This window comes from Nocardiopsis sp. NPDC050513, from assembly GCF_044457925.1.
Lineage (GTDB): Bacteria > Actinomycetota > Actinomycetes > Streptosporangiales > Streptosporangiaceae > Nocardiopsis.
In genome coordinates this window covers 1-15,787 of the sequence record NZ_JBITHK010000009.1, presented here as the reverse complement: position 1 = coordinate 15,787, position 15,787 = coordinate 1, and the positions used below count along the sequence as shown (strand labels likewise).

The 15,787-nt window shown below is 72.7% G+C and carries 13 protein-coding genes; 6 read left to right on the top strand and 7 right to left on the bottom strand.

Features of this window, described 5'->3' with window-relative positions:
* Positions 1 to 144 precede the first annotated feature (144 nt).
* Positions 145 to 366, bottom strand: coding sequence for a hypothetical protein (locus ACIBFB_RS17300; protein ID WP_397231183.1), 222 nt, complete (start codon positions 364 to 366; stop codon positions 145 to 147).
* A 221-nt stretch (positions 367 to 587) separates the two neighbouring features.
* On the opposite strand from ACIBFB_RS17300, the gene ACIBFB_RS17295 reads away from it, so the two are divergent.
* A complete protein-coding gene (locus tag ACIBFB_RS17295) occupies positions 588 to 1,298 on the top strand; it encodes a M50 family metallopeptidase (RefSeq protein ID WP_397231181.1) in 711 nt (236 codons plus the stop codon).
* A 3-nt stretch (positions 1,299 to 1,301) separates the two neighbouring features.
* Here the strand turns inward: ACIBFB_RS17295 and ACIBFB_RS17290 are convergent, their stop codons facing one another.
* The 3 genes from ACIBFB_RS17290 to ACIBFB_RS17280 all read right to left on the bottom strand — a co-directional run bounded on the left by ACIBFB_RS17290 (position 1,302) and on the right by ACIBFB_RS17280 (position 5,575).
* Entirely contained in the window at positions 1,302 to 1,655 is a 354-nt protein-coding gene (locus ACIBFB_RS17290; RefSeq protein WP_397231630.1) for an STAS domain-containing protein, read from the bottom strand.
* Between the two features lie 475 nt (positions 1,656 to 2,130).
* On the bottom strand, positions 2,131 to 4,398 hold the full coding sequence (locus ACIBFB_RS17285) for a hypothetical protein (RefSeq protein WP_397231179.1): 2,268 nt from the start codon (positions 4,396 to 4,398) through the stop codon (positions 2,131 to 2,133).
* An 82-nt stretch (positions 4,399 to 4,480) separates the two neighbouring features.
* Complete coding sequence (locus tag ACIBFB_RS17280; protein WP_397231177.1) at positions 4,481 to 5,575, bottom strand: CaiB/BaiF CoA transferase family protein; 1,095 nt, start codon at positions 5,573 to 5,575, stop codon at positions 4,481 to 4,483.
* Between the two features lie 299 nt (positions 5,576 to 5,874).
* Between ACIBFB_RS17280 and ACIBFB_RS17275 the strand changes: the two genes are divergently transcribed.
* Together ACIBFB_RS17275 and rsmA are read left to right on the top strand one after the other, a co-directional pair.
* Positions 5,875 to 7,035 (top strand): ubiquitin-like domain-containing protein, encoded by a 1,161-nt coding sequence (locus tag ACIBFB_RS17275; protein WP_397231175.1) that lies wholly within the window; start codon positions 5,875 to 5,877, stop codon positions 7,033 to 7,035.
* Positions 7,036 to 7,062: 27 nt separating this feature from the next.
* Positions 7,063 to 7,950, top strand: a complete 888-nt coding sequence (gene rsmA / locus ACIBFB_RS17270) for a 16S rRNA (adenine(1518)-N(6)/adenine(1519)-N(6))-dimethyltransferase RsmA (protein WP_397231173.1) — start codon at positions 7,063 to 7,065, stop codon at positions 7,948 to 7,950.
* A gap of 87 nt (positions 7,951 to 8,037) precedes the next feature.
* On the opposite strand, the gene ACIBFB_RS17265 is transcribed toward rsmA, so the two are convergent.
* Positions 8,038 to 8,238, bottom strand: a complete 201-nt coding sequence (locus tag ACIBFB_RS17265) for a hypothetical protein (RefSeq protein ID WP_397231171.1) — start codon at positions 8,236 to 8,238, stop codon at positions 8,038 to 8,040.
* A complete protein-coding gene (locus ACIBFB_RS17260; protein WP_397231169.1) occupies positions 8,225 to 9,592 on the bottom strand; it encodes a PspC domain-containing protein in 1,368 nt (455 codons plus the stop codon). The genes ACIBFB_RS17265 and ACIBFB_RS17260 overlap by 14 nt, the downstream gene beginning before the upstream one ends.
* A gap of 230 nt (positions 9,593 to 9,822) precedes the next feature.
* On the opposite strand from ACIBFB_RS17260, the gene ACIBFB_RS17255 reads away from it, so the two are divergent.
* Together ACIBFB_RS17255 and ACIBFB_RS17250 are read left to right on the top strand one after the other, a co-directional pair.
* The gene (locus tag ACIBFB_RS17255; protein WP_397231167.1) at positions 9,823 to 11,016 is read left to right on the top strand and encodes a PspC domain-containing protein; all 1,194 of its coding nucleotides are present in this window, start codon (positions 9,823 to 9,825) and stop codon (positions 11,014 to 11,016) included.
* Positions 11,017 to 11,106: 90 nt separating this feature from the next.
* Entirely contained in the window at positions 11,107 to 11,778 is a 672-nt protein-coding gene (locus ACIBFB_RS17250; protein ID WP_397231165.1) for a response regulator, read from the top strand.
* A 95-nt stretch (positions 11,779 to 11,873) separates the two neighbouring features.
* Here the strand turns inward: ACIBFB_RS17250 and ACIBFB_RS17245 are convergent, their stop codons facing one another.
* Positions 11,874 to 12,803, bottom strand: a complete 930-nt coding sequence (locus tag ACIBFB_RS17245; RefSeq protein WP_397231628.1) for a nucleoside hydrolase — start codon at positions 12,801 to 12,803, stop codon at positions 11,874 to 11,876.
* Between the two features lie 188 nt (positions 12,804 to 12,991).
* Here ACIBFB_RS17245 and ACIBFB_RS17240 point away from each other — a divergent pair, with 188 nt between their 5' ends.
* Entirely contained in the window at positions 12,992 to 15,394 is a 2,403-nt protein-coding gene (locus tag ACIBFB_RS17240; protein WP_397231163.1) for a UvrD-helicase domain-containing protein, read from the top strand.
* Positions 15,395 to 15,787: the final 393 nt, after the last annotated feature.

Genomic DNA, 15,787 nt, shown 5'->3' with positions numbered 1-15,787 from the left:
GGGGCCCCGCTTGCAAGGGTCCGCCCTGCGTCCGCCCCCTGGGGGGCCCCTGGTCGCCGGCGGCGGGGGTTTGCCCCGGCGCCCGCGCCCCCCCCCCCCCCCGGGGGGGGGGGGGGGGCCGCGTCCGTGCCGGCGGCGCGTCCGTCAGTCGAAGTAGCCGTTCCACCAGTGGTGGTCGCCGTGGTCGCGGTGCTGGCCGTGGTCACCGCGGTGGTCGTCGAAGTACTTCCCCTTGCGGTCGAAGTCGAAGTCGTGGTAGCCGCGGTAGCCGTCGAAGTGGTCGTGAGCGGCGGCGGGCGTGGCGGCCATGCCGAGGGCGGCACCGGCCGCCATGGTCACGAACACGAGCGCAGCGGTACGTTTCACGAGCGGATCCTTACTTTGAGTATCTGCTTCACTACTTCCGGTTGTGACTCTAGGTCGGCGCTCCCGGTTTGGCCAGTTCATCGACGCCGTTCTCGGCGATTGGCTCCGGACCCCGCCCCACCTGCGCCCCGCGACCGCGACACGCCCGCATGCCCTAAAGTGCGGCCAGGGCCCGCCCCTCCCCTGGGGGCGGCGCGTCGGTCGACGAGTCGGGAGCTTCGGTGGGAACAACCTTCGGTGACGTCTGGAGCGAGGTGCTGACCGTCCAGCCGGCGCCCGAGCAGTGGATCATCATCGCCGCCGCGGTCCTGGCCCTGGCCGCGGTCCTGCTCGGTCCTCCGTGGCGGGTGGCGCGCAACGTCGTGACCATCGCGCACGAGGGCGGACACGCGCTGGTGGCGCTGCTCAGCGGACGCCAGCTCACCGGGATCCGGCTGCACTCCGACACCTCCGGCGTCACCGTGTCGCGCGGCAAGCCGACCGGGATCGGGATGATCCTCACGGTCTTCGCGGGCTACGTCTCGCCGTCCCTCGTCGGACTCCTGGCGATCCTCATGCTCATGTCCGACCGGATCACGGCGCTGCTGTGGCTGAGCATCCTCGTGCTCGCGGCGATGCTGCTGATGATCCGCAACGTCTACGGCGTGGTGTCGATCGTGGGCACCGGCGCCGTGGTCTTCGGCGTCAGCTGGTTCACCCCGGCGGCGGTCCAGGCGGCCTTCGCCTACCTGTTCACCTGGTTCCTGCTCTTCGCCGGGGTGCGGCCGGTCTTCGAACTCCAGAGCCAGCGGATGCGCCAGCCCTCACCGCACTCCGACGCCGACCAGCTGGCCCGGCTCACAGGGATGCCCGGGACCCTGTGGGTGGTGGTCTTCGCCCTGGTCAACATCGCCGTGACCGCGTTGGGCGTGTGGCTGCTCCTGCTGAGCTAGGGGCTAGGAGGCGCGCGGCGCCGACAGCGCCCCGGAGACCGTGTCGAAGACGGGGACGCGGGTGTCCAGCGCGGTCACCCGCAGGGTCTGGAGCACGCGGTCGGTCGGGCAGGCGATGGCCAGCAGCACCCGCTGCTCCAGTGCCGCCTTGTGCGCGCGGATGAGCACGCGCAGCCCGCTGGAGTCGATGAACCTCAGGTCCGTGCAGTCGAGGACGACGCGGCCGGACGGCTGGGTGGTCAGGGCCTCGATCACCGCGTCCTGGAACCGCTCCTCGGTGGCCATGTCGATCTCCCCGTCCAGCGCGAGGACGCGCCCCGCGTCGTTGAGCGTGGAGGAGATGGTCAGGTCGGGCATTGCCACTCCGGCGAACTCGGGACGTGCCAGACGGGTGGGCGGGCTCGGTCGCGCGCCACCCAGGATGCGGGTGCCGCCCAGTGTGTCCGTGGCCGTACGGCGGTAGCGAAGCTGCTGGTTCATCAAGTTCCTTGCCTGGTACCCCGTGCTGGGGCCGGGGATGGGAACGCCTTTCTCGCCGGACTTGCTCAAGAAAGCGCGTCAGTGTCTCAAACGCGCGAGGGCGGGCCTCAAGTTCCACTGACACCGGGTCCCGCCGCCGGGATGAGGGCGGACGCCGTGTCGTGGCACGCGCCGCCGCGGGCTCCTCGATCGCGAGCGATGGAGCGGGTCGGCCGGCGCATCCGCCGTGGGCCGGATCGTCTCCGGGCCGCCCAGCCTCGGACTTTACCACAGGCCCGTAGCCGTTTCGTGATGTGAGCGACGCAAGGTCGTGCCGGGGCGGTGTGGTGTCAGGCACGCGGTGAGGCGTCCGTCACGTCCGACGGGCGGTTCCGGCGGGTTCCCGTGCCTCCGGCGGCGTGCGGTCGCCCCGTTGGAGCGCCCACACGCACGCCGACAGCGTCAGCGGGACGGCCACCGTCAGCGCGATCGCCGGGATCGCCACCCCCGAGTCGTTGGCGGCGAACCCGACCAGCGCGGTCACCAGCGAGCCGGTCAGCCCCGCACGGAGTGTCGGCGCGTACTCGTAGGCCCGCTGGAGCGCGCCGATCCGCCAGTTCGTGGGGCGGTTGAGCACCGCGAACAGGAACACCAGCGCACACGCCGCGAGCAGGGTCAGCTGCCAGTTGCCGAACGTGCCGAGCATCGCCGACAGCTTGCGGCTCAGCACCGTGCCCGCCTCCCCGCTCAGCACCTGGTCGGCGAACGCCCCGACGTGGCTGCGCTCCGCGGGCGGGCGCTGCAGGTCCAGCCAGGCCAGCGTGCTGATCGCCACCACGGCCGCCGCGCCCACGGCGGCCAGCCGCACCGCGGTGATCCGCACGCCCGCGATCATCATCGCCGTCACCGCCAGCCCCGGAACCAGGGCGATCACCCCGCCGAAGTCGGTGCCCAGGCCCGGCCATCCGACGATCAGCACCGTGGCGACGCCGATCGCGAGTGTGGCCGCCACGGCCGCGCGCCGCCGGTCCCGCGTGATGAGTTCGTGCGAGATCCCGGCCACGGCCATGAGCATTCCGGTCGCGAACGTGGCGAAGGCGATGTTCCCGATCCCGTAGAACCGGCCCGCGACGATCGGCGAGTACCCGGTCGGCGAGTTCATCTGCAGACGGGCGCCGAAGCACAGGTCGAGGAAGAGCACGGCCGTGGTCGTGCCCGCCACCACCGTCATCGGACCGAGGACCGAACGCCGCCACGGCCCGGCCACGGCCGCCGCGACCACCAGGGCGTCGGCGGCGAGCACGCAGACGAGCAGGGCGAGGAACGGCAGCGACGAGGCCCACCAGGGGACCAGGTTGGCGAGGTAGCTGGCCACCGGGAAGGCGGCCCCGGCCAGCGCCACGATGCGGGTCACGGTGAGGACCAGGGCGCGCCTGGTCGGGAGCCCGTCCGAGTACCGGTGCAGGGCGTAGGCCGCCGCCGCGTAGATGAGCAGCTGGAACGTGACCAGGCCGCTGTAGAACCCGGGCAGCGACGCCCCGACGACGGTGGCCGCGGTGTTGAAGGAGACCAGCTTGTCGACCGCCGCCTCGGTCGCCGACGGACGGCCGGTCGTGTGCCACCGGCGGCCGCCTGTCGGAGCGGGCGGGTCCACGCCGAGCTCGGCCAGGACGGTCGGCGTCGTGTCGGTGAGCGCCACCAGCCCCGGGCGCCGGGTCGACTCCGAGGCGAGGAAGTCCGCCGGTCCGGACACGCCCCGGCCGGTGACGCGGCCCCACATGGCCGCGGTGAGCTCGGAGGGACCGGAGTCCATGGACACGCCGACGACCATGAGGGACGCCCCCTCGGGCAGGATGGCGGTGAGCGCGCGCACGCGGTCGTCGATCGCCGCCAGGGCCACCGCGCGCTCCCACTCCGGGACGTCGTCGGGCTCGGTCCGCACCTCCACCTCGTCGTCCTCTTCCTCCCCGGTCCCCGCGCCGGGGCTGGGCGGGTCGGGGTACAGGCGGGTGAGGCCCGGGAGCTCGACCACCGCGAGGGACGCCTCCTGGAGCCGCTCCCGGGTGAGCCCTCCCGGCTCGTACAGGTAGTGGTCGACGGCCCCGGACCGGTCGGCGGCGCCGAGCACGGCGCCCGGGCCGACCGCGAGCGTGGTGCCGCCCGCGTCGCGCACCGCCTGGCCGAGCATGCCCACGGGCGCGGCGAACACGGACCTCGCGTTCCGCCGGACGTAGGTGTCGAAGCGGGGGATGCGGGCGCCCGACCCCACGCGCTCGGGCTTGGGCGCGGGCTCGCACACGGTGAAGCGCTCGCGTTCGGACAGGGCGCGCTGCCCCGCCGACACCGACAGCCAGCCGTCGGTGGGACACGTGCGGGAGGTGGCCGTGCGGATGGAGACGTTGCCGATCGAGGTGCGTCCGGCCAGGTCCCAGAGGGTCGGCGTGGCCTCGGGGGTCACGTCCCGCCACAGCAGGCCCGGGATTCCGACGAGCACCAGAGGCCCCCCGTCCCGGGTGGCGGGGACGGCGCCGTCCACCCTCCGGGCCTCGGCCGAGGCGGTCGGCGCGGCCCCGGCGAGGACCGCGACCAGCAGGAGGAGGACGAGCGGGAGCCGGGCCGCGGCCCCCCGGATCGATGCCATGGCCGCCCCCCGTCGCGCGCTCGGTCGATCACCCTAGTGACCGGCGCCGTCGCGGTGGGGGACCCGGCGGGGAGTGTCGGCCTCAGCCCTCCAGGCCCCACTCCTTGAGCGTCTCGGCGGCGTCCGGCAGCTCCCGACCGCGGGTCACGCGGCCGGGCGTGCGGCCGAAGCGGGGTGCGGGACCGGCGACCACGCGGTCTCCGTCGCGCGTGAGGGTTCCCCGCGCGCGCACGTGCGGGTGGTCGGGGGCCTCCGCCAGGGACAGGACCGGCATCACGCACGCGTCGGAGCCCTCGAAGACCGCGGCCCACGCGTCGCGGGTGCGGGTGCGCAGGACCTCGGCGAAGCGCTCGCGCAACCGCGGCCACCCCCGGCGGTCCCACTGGTGGGGCAGGTTCTCGTCCGTCAGTCCGACGCCCTCCAGGAAGGCCGCGTAGAACTGGGGCTCGATGCACGCGACCGACAGGTACCCGCCGTCGGCGCACTCGTACACGTCGTACCAGGGGGCGCCCGTGTCGAGGTAGTTGGTGCCGCGCTCGTCGGTCCAGGAGCCGCGGGCGCGGTCCTCGTGCACCATCGACATGAGCAGCGAGCTCCCGTCGACCATCGCGGCGTCCACCACCTGGCCCCGGCCCGAAGCCTGGCGTTCGACCAACGCGCCGAGCACACCCGTGACCGCGAACATCGTGCCCCCCGCGAAGTCGCCGAGCAGGTTGATCGGCGGCACGGGCGGGCCGCCCGCGCGGCCGATCGCGTGCAGCGCGCCGTTGACGGAGACGTAGTTCATGTCGTGCCCGGCCGTGTGCGCCAGCGGGCCGTCCTGGCCCCACCCGGTCACACGGGCGTAGACGAGGCGCGGATTGAGTTCCAGGCACGTGTCGGGGCCGAGGCCGAGCCGCTCCATGACGCCGGGTCGGAAGCCCTCGACCAGGACGTCGGCGCGGGCGACGAGACCGAGGGCGCGTTCGCGCCCCTCGTCGGACTTGAGGTCGGCGCCCAGCACGGTGCGTCCCTCGCTCATGCGCGGTCCGCCCGCCCCGGAGCCCATGGCCTCGGCGGCGGCGGGCCGGTCCAGGCGGATGACGCTCGCTCCCAGGTCGGCGAGGAGCATCCCGGTCATCGGGGCGGGACCGATCCCGGTGAACTCGACGACGCGGATTCCCTTGAGGGGTCCCATGGGCGGCCTCCTGAACGGACTAGAACGGCGTTCGGTTCATTGTGCCGGTTCGGTGGTCGCGGCGCCACACGGGTCCGCACGGCCGCGTGTGGACACAAGGGAGGCCACGGCCCGTACCAGGGCCAAGCGGAAAGGTTTCGGTCGAGATCAACTACGGAATTCGGCTACGAGTGTTAATGTGTCGGCGACCGCCGGGCCGACACCACGCGACGCCCCTTGTTCCGCACGTGCGCTCCGCCCTGGCCGGAAACCGTCGCCACCAGCGCGATCCCCTCCCTCAGATCAAGGGTGAGTCCACCATGAGCCGTGCCCCGAGCAACCGTTCCCGCAGGACGCAGGGCAGGCGCCGTCGCAGGGCGGGTCTTCCGCTCCCGGTCGTGGCCGCGGCGGCCCTCGCGGTCCTCGCGGCCTCCGCGGGGGGCACCGCCTTCGCTCTGGACCGGAGCGTGGTCCTGGACGTCAACGGCGAGGAGCGCACCGTCCACACCTTCGGCGGGACCGTCCAGGACGTCCTGGACTCCGCCGGGATCACCCTCGCGTCGGGCGACGTCGTCGCACCCGACCCCGAGGCCCCCGTGGCCGACGGCGAACACGTCGTGCTCCGCTCGCCGCGCGACCTCACCGTCGAACTCGACGGCCACGCGCTCGACCACAGCGTCCACGCCGCCACCCTCGGCGAGGCCCTCCAACAGATCGGCCTGGACCCCGAGGGCATCGAACTCTCCGAGGCCCACGACACGCCCCTGCCCGTCGACGGGCTCACCGTCAGCGCCGAGCGCGCCCCGCGCATGGTCGTGATGTACGACACCGTGCGCACCGAGACGCGCACCACCGGAGACACCGTGGCCGACGTGCTCGACGCCGCCGGGCTGACCCCCGGCGAACACGACGTCGTCACGCCCGCGCCCGAGGAGCCCGCCGAACCCGACATGGTCGTGCGCGTCCTCCCGGTCATCGGCGAGCCGGTCACGGAGGAGGTCGTCATCGAGGCCGAGACCGTCGAGGAGGAGGACCCCGACCTGCCCGAGGGCGAACGCGAGGTGGTGACCGAACCCGTCGACGGCCTCAGGGAGGTCGTCACCGCCACCGTCCTGCGCGACGGCGAGGAGGTCGAGCACCAGCTGTCCGAGACGATCGTCACCGAACCCGTCGAGGGGCTCGTCCGCGTCGGCACCGAGCGACCCGACACGGGCACGGTCGGCGGCGGACCGGCGGCCGGACTCAACTGGGCCGCGCTCGCCGAGTGCGAGTCGGGCGGCAACCCCGCGGCCGTCAACCCGGCCGGTTACTACGGCCTCTACCAGTTCAGCCAGAGCAGCTGGCAGTCGGTCGGCGGCAGCGGCCTGCCCTCGGAGGCCAGCGCGGCGGAGCAGACGCAGCGGGCCCAGCAGCTGTACACCAACGTCAACGGCAACTGGCAGAGCCAGTGGCCGCACTGCGGGGCCCGCCTCTTCGACTGAGTTCCGGTGCCGCGGCAATGGCAAGATGTGGGGGTGACACAGACACCCGCACCCGACCCCTCCGACCAGTCCCGGCTGCTCACGCCCGCCGACGTGCGCGCGCTCGCCGAGCGGTTCGGCATCCGGCCCACGAAGACCCTGGGCCAGAACTTCGTCATCGACCACGGCACCGTCCGACGGATCGTCAGGGTCGCGGGGGTCACCCGGGACGACGTCGTCGTCGAGGTCGGGCCGGGACTCGGTTCCCTCACGCTCGCCCTGCTGCCGCACGTGCGCCAGGTGACGGCGATCGAGATCGACCCGGCGCTGGCCGAGGCGCTCCCGGGCACCGTCGCCGCGCACGCCCCCGACCTCGCAGACCGGCTCCGCGTCGTGCCGGGCGACGCGATGCGGGTCACGGAGGTCCCCGGACCGCCGCCGACCGCGCTCGTGGCCAACCTGCCCTACAACGTGTCCGTGCCGGTGCTCCTGCACCTGCTGGAACTGCTCCCCAGCCTCGAACGCGTCCTGGTCATGGTGCAGGCGGAGGTCGCCGACCGGATCACCGCCGCCCCGGGCGGCCGGATCTACGGCGTCCCCTCCGCCAAGGTCGCCTGGTACGCCGCGGCCAGGAGGGCGGGCGCCGTCGGACGCAACGTCTTCTGGCCCGCCCCCAACGTCGACTCCGGCCTGGTCGAGCTGATCCGCCGTCCGCCCCCGGCCACCAAGGCGGACCGGGCGGACGTCTTCCGGGTCGTCGACGCCGCCTTCGCGCAGCGCCGCAAGACGCTCCGGGCCGCACTCGCCGGGTGGGCCGGGTCCGCGCCCGCCGCCGAGGCCGCCCTGCGCGCGGCGGGGGTCGACCCCGCCGCGCGCGGCGAATCGCTCGGGATCGAGGAGTTCGCGGCGATCGCCGAGCACCGGCCGGAAGACTGACCGCGTCGCCTCGGGCACGGTCCCGGCCTCAGGACCCTGACGGCGCCCGGACGGCGACCCCTGTGACGCCCGGGTCGGAGAGCCGCGTCAGGAGTTGGTGCGGTCGCCGCGTGACCGGGTGAGCGCGCGCGCCACACCCGCCAGTCCGAGCCCCGCCGCCAGCACCGGCAGAACCCACACCACGTTGAACTCCCAGTCGCCCGTGCCCCGGACGACGAACGCCAGCGCCAGCCCCAGGAACAGCAGGCCCGCGACGAACGACCCCCAGTCCGTCCTACGCCTCGCCATGCCGTACCTCCACAACCCCGACCAGTGCGTCGGTGCTCACAGTGATCGACGGAGCCCCGGCCCCGTCGCCGCCCTCCGCGTCCCGCCCCTCCTCGCCACGTCCGTCCGCCGCCGCGGGCGGGAAGACCTCCCGGTAGTCCAGTGACAACCCGCGCCGCTCTCCCTCACCGGACACGTCGACCACGCCGAGCCCCACGTGGGACTCCACCTCGACGCGCACGTCCCGCGGCAGCACCAGAGTCGTCATCCCGTTCGCCCGGACCGACAGGTCGAGCGTGTCGCCGGGCTCCAGGTCCGCCAACCGGGTGAGGTCGAGCGTGACCGCGCCGAGCGTCCGCTGGTAGTCGCCCGCCTCCGCCTCGGCCGCCGTCTCCGGTCGCCAGACGGCCTCGCCGACGCGCAGCCGCGTCAGGTCGGTCGACACCGAGGCGGCCGCCGCCACGGCCAGGACCAGGCCGAGTGCCATCAGCCCCCCGGTCCGACCCGCCCACGTGCCGACCAGCGCGTACAGCCCCACGACCGCCAGCGCGCCCGCGAGGAAGAACACCCCGGTCCGCGGGCCGAGGACCAGCTCGGCGGTCTCGCCGCTCCACAGCGACGAGTCCCAGCCCTGGACGGCCACGGACGCGACCACGGTCAGGACGAGGACCGTCCACACGGCGAGGCCGACCAGCCTGGCCCCGCGCCTCTCGCACGCGGGCGCGTCCCCGGCCTCCGGGGCGCCCGCCGCCTTCTTCCGCGCCGCCTCCCCGTCCTCGTCCGTCCCGCGGGATCCGGCGTCCGCCGTCCGCTCACCGACCACGGCGAGGTCCACCGGTCCCTGCGGAGCGGAGGCCCACGGCTGCGCGGGGTTGTAGTAGGCGGCCACCGGCTCCGGCGCGGGAGTCGTCGGGGGCGGCTGCCGGCGTCGCAGCTCGTCCCGCAGTTCCAGGAAGCCCTTCCGCAGATCCACCCCCCGGTTGCGGGCCGCCAGGAGCCCCAGGATGAGCGGTGTGGCCAGGACGAGCGTGGCCCAGCCGAACCCGCCGACCAAGCTCAGCGCCGTGGCCGCCGCCAGCCCCAGGGCCAGCAGCTTGACCACCGCGGGCGACGGGATGCCCCGGTCCAGCATCTGCTCGAACGTGGCCGGTCCGCCCTGGTCGTCGCGCATGAGCATCCACGCCGCCACGTAGAGGAGGACGCCGGTGCCACCCGCGAACGCGGTCAGCGCGAACGCGGTGCGCCACACGATCGGATCGGTGTCCGTGTACTGGCCGAGCCCCGTGCACACCCCCGCGAGCACGCGGTCCTCGCCCTTGCGGAGCTCGCGAACGCGCCCGGGCGGGGCCTCCCCCGTCGTCGGACCGTCAGTCATCGTCGATCACCACACCCTCCTCAGGCTTCCATCCTCGCGCCGGGACGGCGGATCGTGGAATCCGGGACGACCCTGAACCCACCCTGACCGACACCCGGGCCGGACCTGGGGTGCCACCCGATGGTGTCCGCCTCCGCACACCGTGCATCCTGGTCTCACGAGACCACGCGGCGGCGTGCGCGTGCGCGCCGCCCACAGACGGAAGCGGTGATCGGGCGGTGGCAGGAAAGGTGGTCGACACCCCGCGGCTCACCCGCGCGGTGGACGGCCGGCTCCTCGGCGGAGTCGCCGCCGGCCTGGCCCGGCACCTGGGCGTCGACCCCGTCGTGGTGCGGCTCGCCTTCATGGCCCTGTCCATCGGCGGCATCGGCGTGGCGGTCTACGTCGCCCTGTTCTTCTTCGTGCCCAAGGACGAGGTGACGGACACCGCCGAGGACGGTCGGGAGGCCGTCCTGCGCAAGGGCCGCGACCTGTCCCAACTCCTGGCCTACGTCGGCCTCGGCGTGGGGCTGAGCACGCTCTTCCTGCTCTTCGGCGGCGTCTTCGACCCGCTCCTGTGGTTCGTGGTGTTCGGCGCCCTGGGCGCGACCATCCTGTGGCAGCAGGCCAACCCCGCCCAGCGCGACGAGTGGATGTCCACGACCGTCCGGCACACCGGCGGCAAGGGGCTCATGCGCACCGGCGCGGGCGTCCTGCTCATCGTCGTCGGCGTCATCGGCTTCCTCGTCTTCCAGCAGCAGCTCCAGGACGCCCGGGCCGGGTTGACCTTCGCCTTCACCCTGCTCGCGGGCATCTCGCTGGTGGCGGCCCCGTGGATCATCGGGCTCGTCCGCGAGCGCGACCAGGAACGACGCGAACGCATCCGCAACGCCGAACGCGCCGAGCTGGCCGCGCACATCCACGACTCCGTCCTGCACACCCTGACCCTCATCCAGCGCCGTGCCGAGGACGCCCGCGAGGTGCAGCGCCTGGCCCGTGTCCAGGAGCGGGCGCTGCGCAGTTGGCTCTACCAGCGTCCCGCCGACGCCGAGACCACCGTCTCACCGGGGCTCGAACGCGTCGCCGCCGAGGTGGAGGAGGAGCACGGCGTCCCCATCGAGGTGGTGTGCGTGGGCGACTGCCCCATCGACGACGCGCTGGCGGCCATGCTCCGCGCCGCGCGTGAGGCCATGGTCAACGCCTCCAAGTACTCAGGGTGCGACGACCTGTCGGTGTTCGGGGAGGTGGACGAGGAGGAGGTCCTGGTCTTCGTCCGCGACCGCGGCGACGGGTTCGACCTCGACGGGATCCCCGAGGACCGCATGGGCGTGCGCGGCTCCATCATCGGGCGCATGGAGCGGCACGGCGGCTCCGCGCGCATCCGCACCGCACCGGGCGAGGGCACCGAGGTCCAGTTGCGCATGCCCAGAATCCCCCAGTACTAGGTACCGGAACCCGTTGTGGACACGACCGGATGCGGACAGCCCGGCAACTCGGGTACCGGGAGGCGGACGACCCTCGGTAAGGTCCAGGGTGTGGGAGACGAGAGCACGAGGTTCAGTGACGGTGACGCGGTTCCGCGCGTCGTGATCGTGGACGACCACCGGCTGTTCCGCAGCGGTGTGCGCGGCGAGCTCGGCGACGCCGTCGAGGTCGTCGGTGAGGCCGGGGACGTCGACTCCGCGGTGCGGGTGATCGGTGAGCACCTCCCCGACCTGGTCCTCCTCGACGTGCACCTGCCCGGCGGCGGCGGGGTCGAGGTCCTGCGCCGCGTCCTGGCACAGCACCCGCAGATCCGCTTCCTGGCCCTGTCGGTCTCCGACGCCGCCGAGGACGTCATCGGCGTCGTCCGGGGCGGCGCGCGCGGCTACGTCACCAAGACCATCTCGGGACGCGACCTGGCCCAGGCGATCGTCCGGGTGGCCGACGGCGACGCGGTGTTCTCACCGAGGCTGGCGGGCTTCGTGCTCGACGCCTTCTCCGCGACCGACGCACCGCCCGTCGACCCCGAGCTGGACCGGCTCACCCAGCGCGAGCGGGAGGTCCTGCGGCACATCGCCCGCGGCTACGCCTACAAGGAAGTCGCCAAGGAGCTGTTCATCTCGGTCAAGACGGTCGAGACGCACGTGTCGTCGGTGCTGCGCAAGCTCCAGCTGTCCAACCGGCACGAACTGAGCCGGTGGGCGACGGCCCGTCGGCTCGTCTGAGCCGCCCGCGCTCCGGCCGCCGGTCCCGCCGCGGCCGCACGCGAACGGCCGCCGCCCCGAGGGGCGACGGCCGTCGACCGTGGGGGCGTCCCGGTTCAGCGAAGGGCGTCGAGCATCCGGCCCAGGAACTCGGTCTCCGCGACCCCGGTGATCACGCGCGCCGGACGGCGGTCGTCGCGGGCCGGGCGCGGACGCAGGTCGGCCACGGTCATCCCCCGGGTCAGGTTCCCGGAGAGCTCCACCCGCAGCGGCGCCTCGAAGGACTCCGTCACCAGGTGCGGGTCGACCAGCACGGCGGCGGCCAGCGGGTCGTGCATCGCGCACTGGCGCACACCGAAGATGCCCGTGTAGAAATCCGCGTAGAAGTCGAGGAAGGCGGAGGTGCGCTCGGCGCGCTCACCCGGGACCTCCTTGAGCTCCGCCAGCCACTCGGGCGTGGCCACGGTCTTCATGGTGATGTCCAGCGCGATCAGATCCAGGTCGAACCCGGCGGCGAACACCGCCTCGGCGGCCTCCGGGTCGTTGTTGATGTTGGCCTCGACGTGCGACGCGACGTTTCCCGGCACACGGACCGCCCCGCCCATGACGACCAGGCGGCGCACGAGCCCGGGCAGCTCCGGCTCCAGACCCAGGGCGATCGCCAGGTTGGTGAGCGGGCCCACGGCCAGGACGTCGATCTCACCGGGCGACTCACGCACCAGCCGCACCAGCAGCTCGGCGGCGGACTCGGCGACCGGCTTCTCGGACGGCGCGGGCAGGTCGACGTCACCGAGACCGTTGCCGCCGTGCACGTGCTCCGCCAGGCGCGGCGCCTGGACCAGCGGCCGTGCGGCGCCGACCGCCACGGGCACGCCGGGGCGGCCGTACAGGTCGAGCAGGCGCAGCGCGTTGTCCGCCGTGACGTCCACGTTGTTGTTGCCGAACACCGCACCGACGCCGACGATCTCCACCTCGGGCCGCGCGGCGAGGTAGGCGAGCGCGACGGCGTCATCGATGCCGGGGTCGCAGTCGACGAACACTCGCATGGTCAAGGATCTCCTCCCGAAACGTCTCTGGCCCCGGAAGGGACCCCTACCACACCAGCCTAAATCGCCCGTACGGCCCGTTTGCACCCTCGGGTGTGCTGACCAGGCAGAACCGGGCGCCGAGGAGGGGTGTCCCGGCCGGTGACGCAGCGGCGCCGGCGTCGCACGGGAGTCGTAACCTGGTAACCGTGTCCTCCCAAGAGCAGCTCCTCGAAGGTCTGAACGGTCCCCAGCGCGAGGCGGTCACCCACAGCGGCGCGCCCCTCCTCATCGTGGCGGGCGCCGGTTCGGGCAAGACCCGTGTCCTCACACACCGCATCGCGTACCTGATGGCCGACCGCGGTGTCCGGCCCGGAGAGATCCTCGCGATCACCTTCACCAACAAGGCCGCGGCCGAGATGAGGGAGCGCATCGAGGCCCTGCTCGGCACCCGGGCCGCCAACACGATGTGGACGATGACCTTCCACTCCGCGTGCGTGCGGATCCTGCGCCGCGAGGGGCACCGGCTCGGCTACCCGAGCAGCTTCACGATCTACGACTCCGCCGACTCCGCCCGCCTGATGCAGCTGGTCTGCAAGGAGCTGGACCTGGACCCCAAGCGGTTCCCGCCCAAGTCGTTCTCCGCCCAGGTGTCCAACCTCAAGAACGAGTTGGTCGACTACGACGCGTTCGCCGAGCAGGCGCAGACCGAGCAGGAGAAGAAGCTCGCCGAGGCGTACCGGCTCTACCAGCGCCGCCTGCACGAGGCGGGCGCCATGGACTTCGACGACCTGATCATGATCACGGTCAACCTGTTCCAGATGTATCCGGACGTGGCGGAGTACTACCGGCGCCGCTTCCGGCACGTGCTGGTCGACGAGTACCAGGACACCAACCACGCGCAGTACGTGTTCGTCCGCGAGCTGGTGGGCGTGGAGCGCGAGACCGGAGCCGAGGACTCCGCGCCGGCGGGTGCGATCCCGCCCGCCGAGCTGTGCGTGGTCGGCGACGCCGACCAGTCGATCTACGCGTTCCGCGGCGCGACCATCCGCAACATCCTGGAGTTCGAGCGCGACTTCCCGAACGCGCGCACCATCCTCCTGGAGCAGAACTACCGGTCCACGCAGACCATCCTGTCGGCGGCCAACGCCGTGATCGACCGGAACGAGGGCCGCCCCGCCAAGAACCTGTGGTCGGAGAACGGCGAGGGCACCGCCATCACCGGCTACGTGGCCGACAACGAACACGACGAGGCCGCGTTCGTGGTGGGCGAGATCGACGAGCTCACCGACGACGGGACGGTCACGGCGGGGCAGGTGGCGGTCTTCTACCGCACCAACGCGCAGTCCCGTGTGTTCGAGGACGTGTTCATCCGGATGGGGCTGCCGTACAAGATCGTCGGCGGCGTGCGCTTCTACGAGCGCAAGGAGATCCGGGACATCCTCGCCTACCTCCGGGTCCTGGCCAACCCGGAGGACACCGTCAGCCTCCGGCGCGTCCTCAACGTGCCCAAGCGCGGTATCGGGGCGCGTGCGGAGGAGGCGGTCGAGCTGTTCGCCGCACGGGAGCGGATCTCGTTCGCACAGGCGCTGCGCCGGGTCGACGAGATCCCGGGCATCGCGACCCGGTCGGCGCGCGCGGTGGGGTCGTTCACGGCGCTGCTCGACGAGCTGGCCGAGACCGTGCCGACCGGTTCCCCCGCCGAGATCGTCGAGGCGGTGCTGAGCAAGACGGGGTACCTGTCCGAACTCACCGCGTCCAAGGACATCCAGGACGAGAGCCGGGTGGAGAACCTGGAGGAGTTCGTCGACGTGGCCCGGGAGTTCGAGCACACCTTCGCGGCCCTGGTGGAGGAGGAGCCCCCGGGCGTGGACGCGCCCCTGGAGGAGGGCGGGGAGCCAGTCGGGGGCGGATCCGGCGCGGTGGACCCGGGGGAGCCGACCCTCGTCGACTTCCTGGAGCGGATCTCGCTCGTCGCCGACACCGACCAGATCCCCGACGCGGACGACGAGGGCGGAGTGGTGACGCTGATGACCCTGCACTCGGCCAAGGGGCTGGAGTTCCCGGTGGTGTTCCTGACCGGCATGGAGGACGGGGTCTTCCCGCACACGCGCACACTCGGGGACAAGCAGGAGCTGGAGGAGGAGCGCCGGCTCGCCTACGTCGGGCTCACCCGGGCGCGGCAGTTGCTGTACGTGAGCCGGGCCGCGGTGCGCAGTGCCTGGGGGACGCCGTCCTACAACCCGGCGTCCCGGTTCCTCGACGAGATCCCGTCGTCGCTCGTGGAGTGGCGCCGGGCCGAGTCGACGCTGGCCGCACCGCCGAGCCGCAGCATCGGCGGGTCCTCCTGGAGCCCCGGCGGGTTCGGCGCCGGTCGCGGCGGCGGCACGGGCTTCGGCGGCGGATCGAGGTCGCGCGGCGCGGGTGCGGCTCCGACCAAGCAGGCCCCGACCCTGAGCGTGGGGGACCTGGTCAACCACGACTCGTTCGGCATGGGCCGGGTGCAGCTGGTCGAGGGCACGGGCGACAAGACCAAGGCGCGGATCGACTTCGGGGCGGACATCGGGGAGAAGGACTTCCTGGTCAAGTACGCCCCCATCGAGAAGTTGTGACCGGTTGGCCGTTGCCCCCTCAGGGTCAGGTGCAGGACACGACACCGCCACTTTCGTGGAAACGTGTCACGAACACTCTCCCGCGGGGGTAGAGTTGGGGACGACCGAGCGAGACGGACGCGGGCTCTCCGCGGACGTGCCGGTCGTTCCCCAGGATTTCGGTGGCTCCACGTGTCTGTTGGATCCGTGTCCCTCCGATCCGTCCGGGCGTGGTCCGAGCAGGTTCTCGGGGCATGTACGATCGGGGAGTTGCCTCGAAGCGGAGAGATTCGCGAAGGGCACAGCAGGGCAAACGGGTGCTTTACCCCGTTCGGTTGATCCGAAACCGCCGGTTTGGCGGGGCACGGAACACCTGATAAAGTAAAGACACAACAAAGCGGAAACGCAGACGCC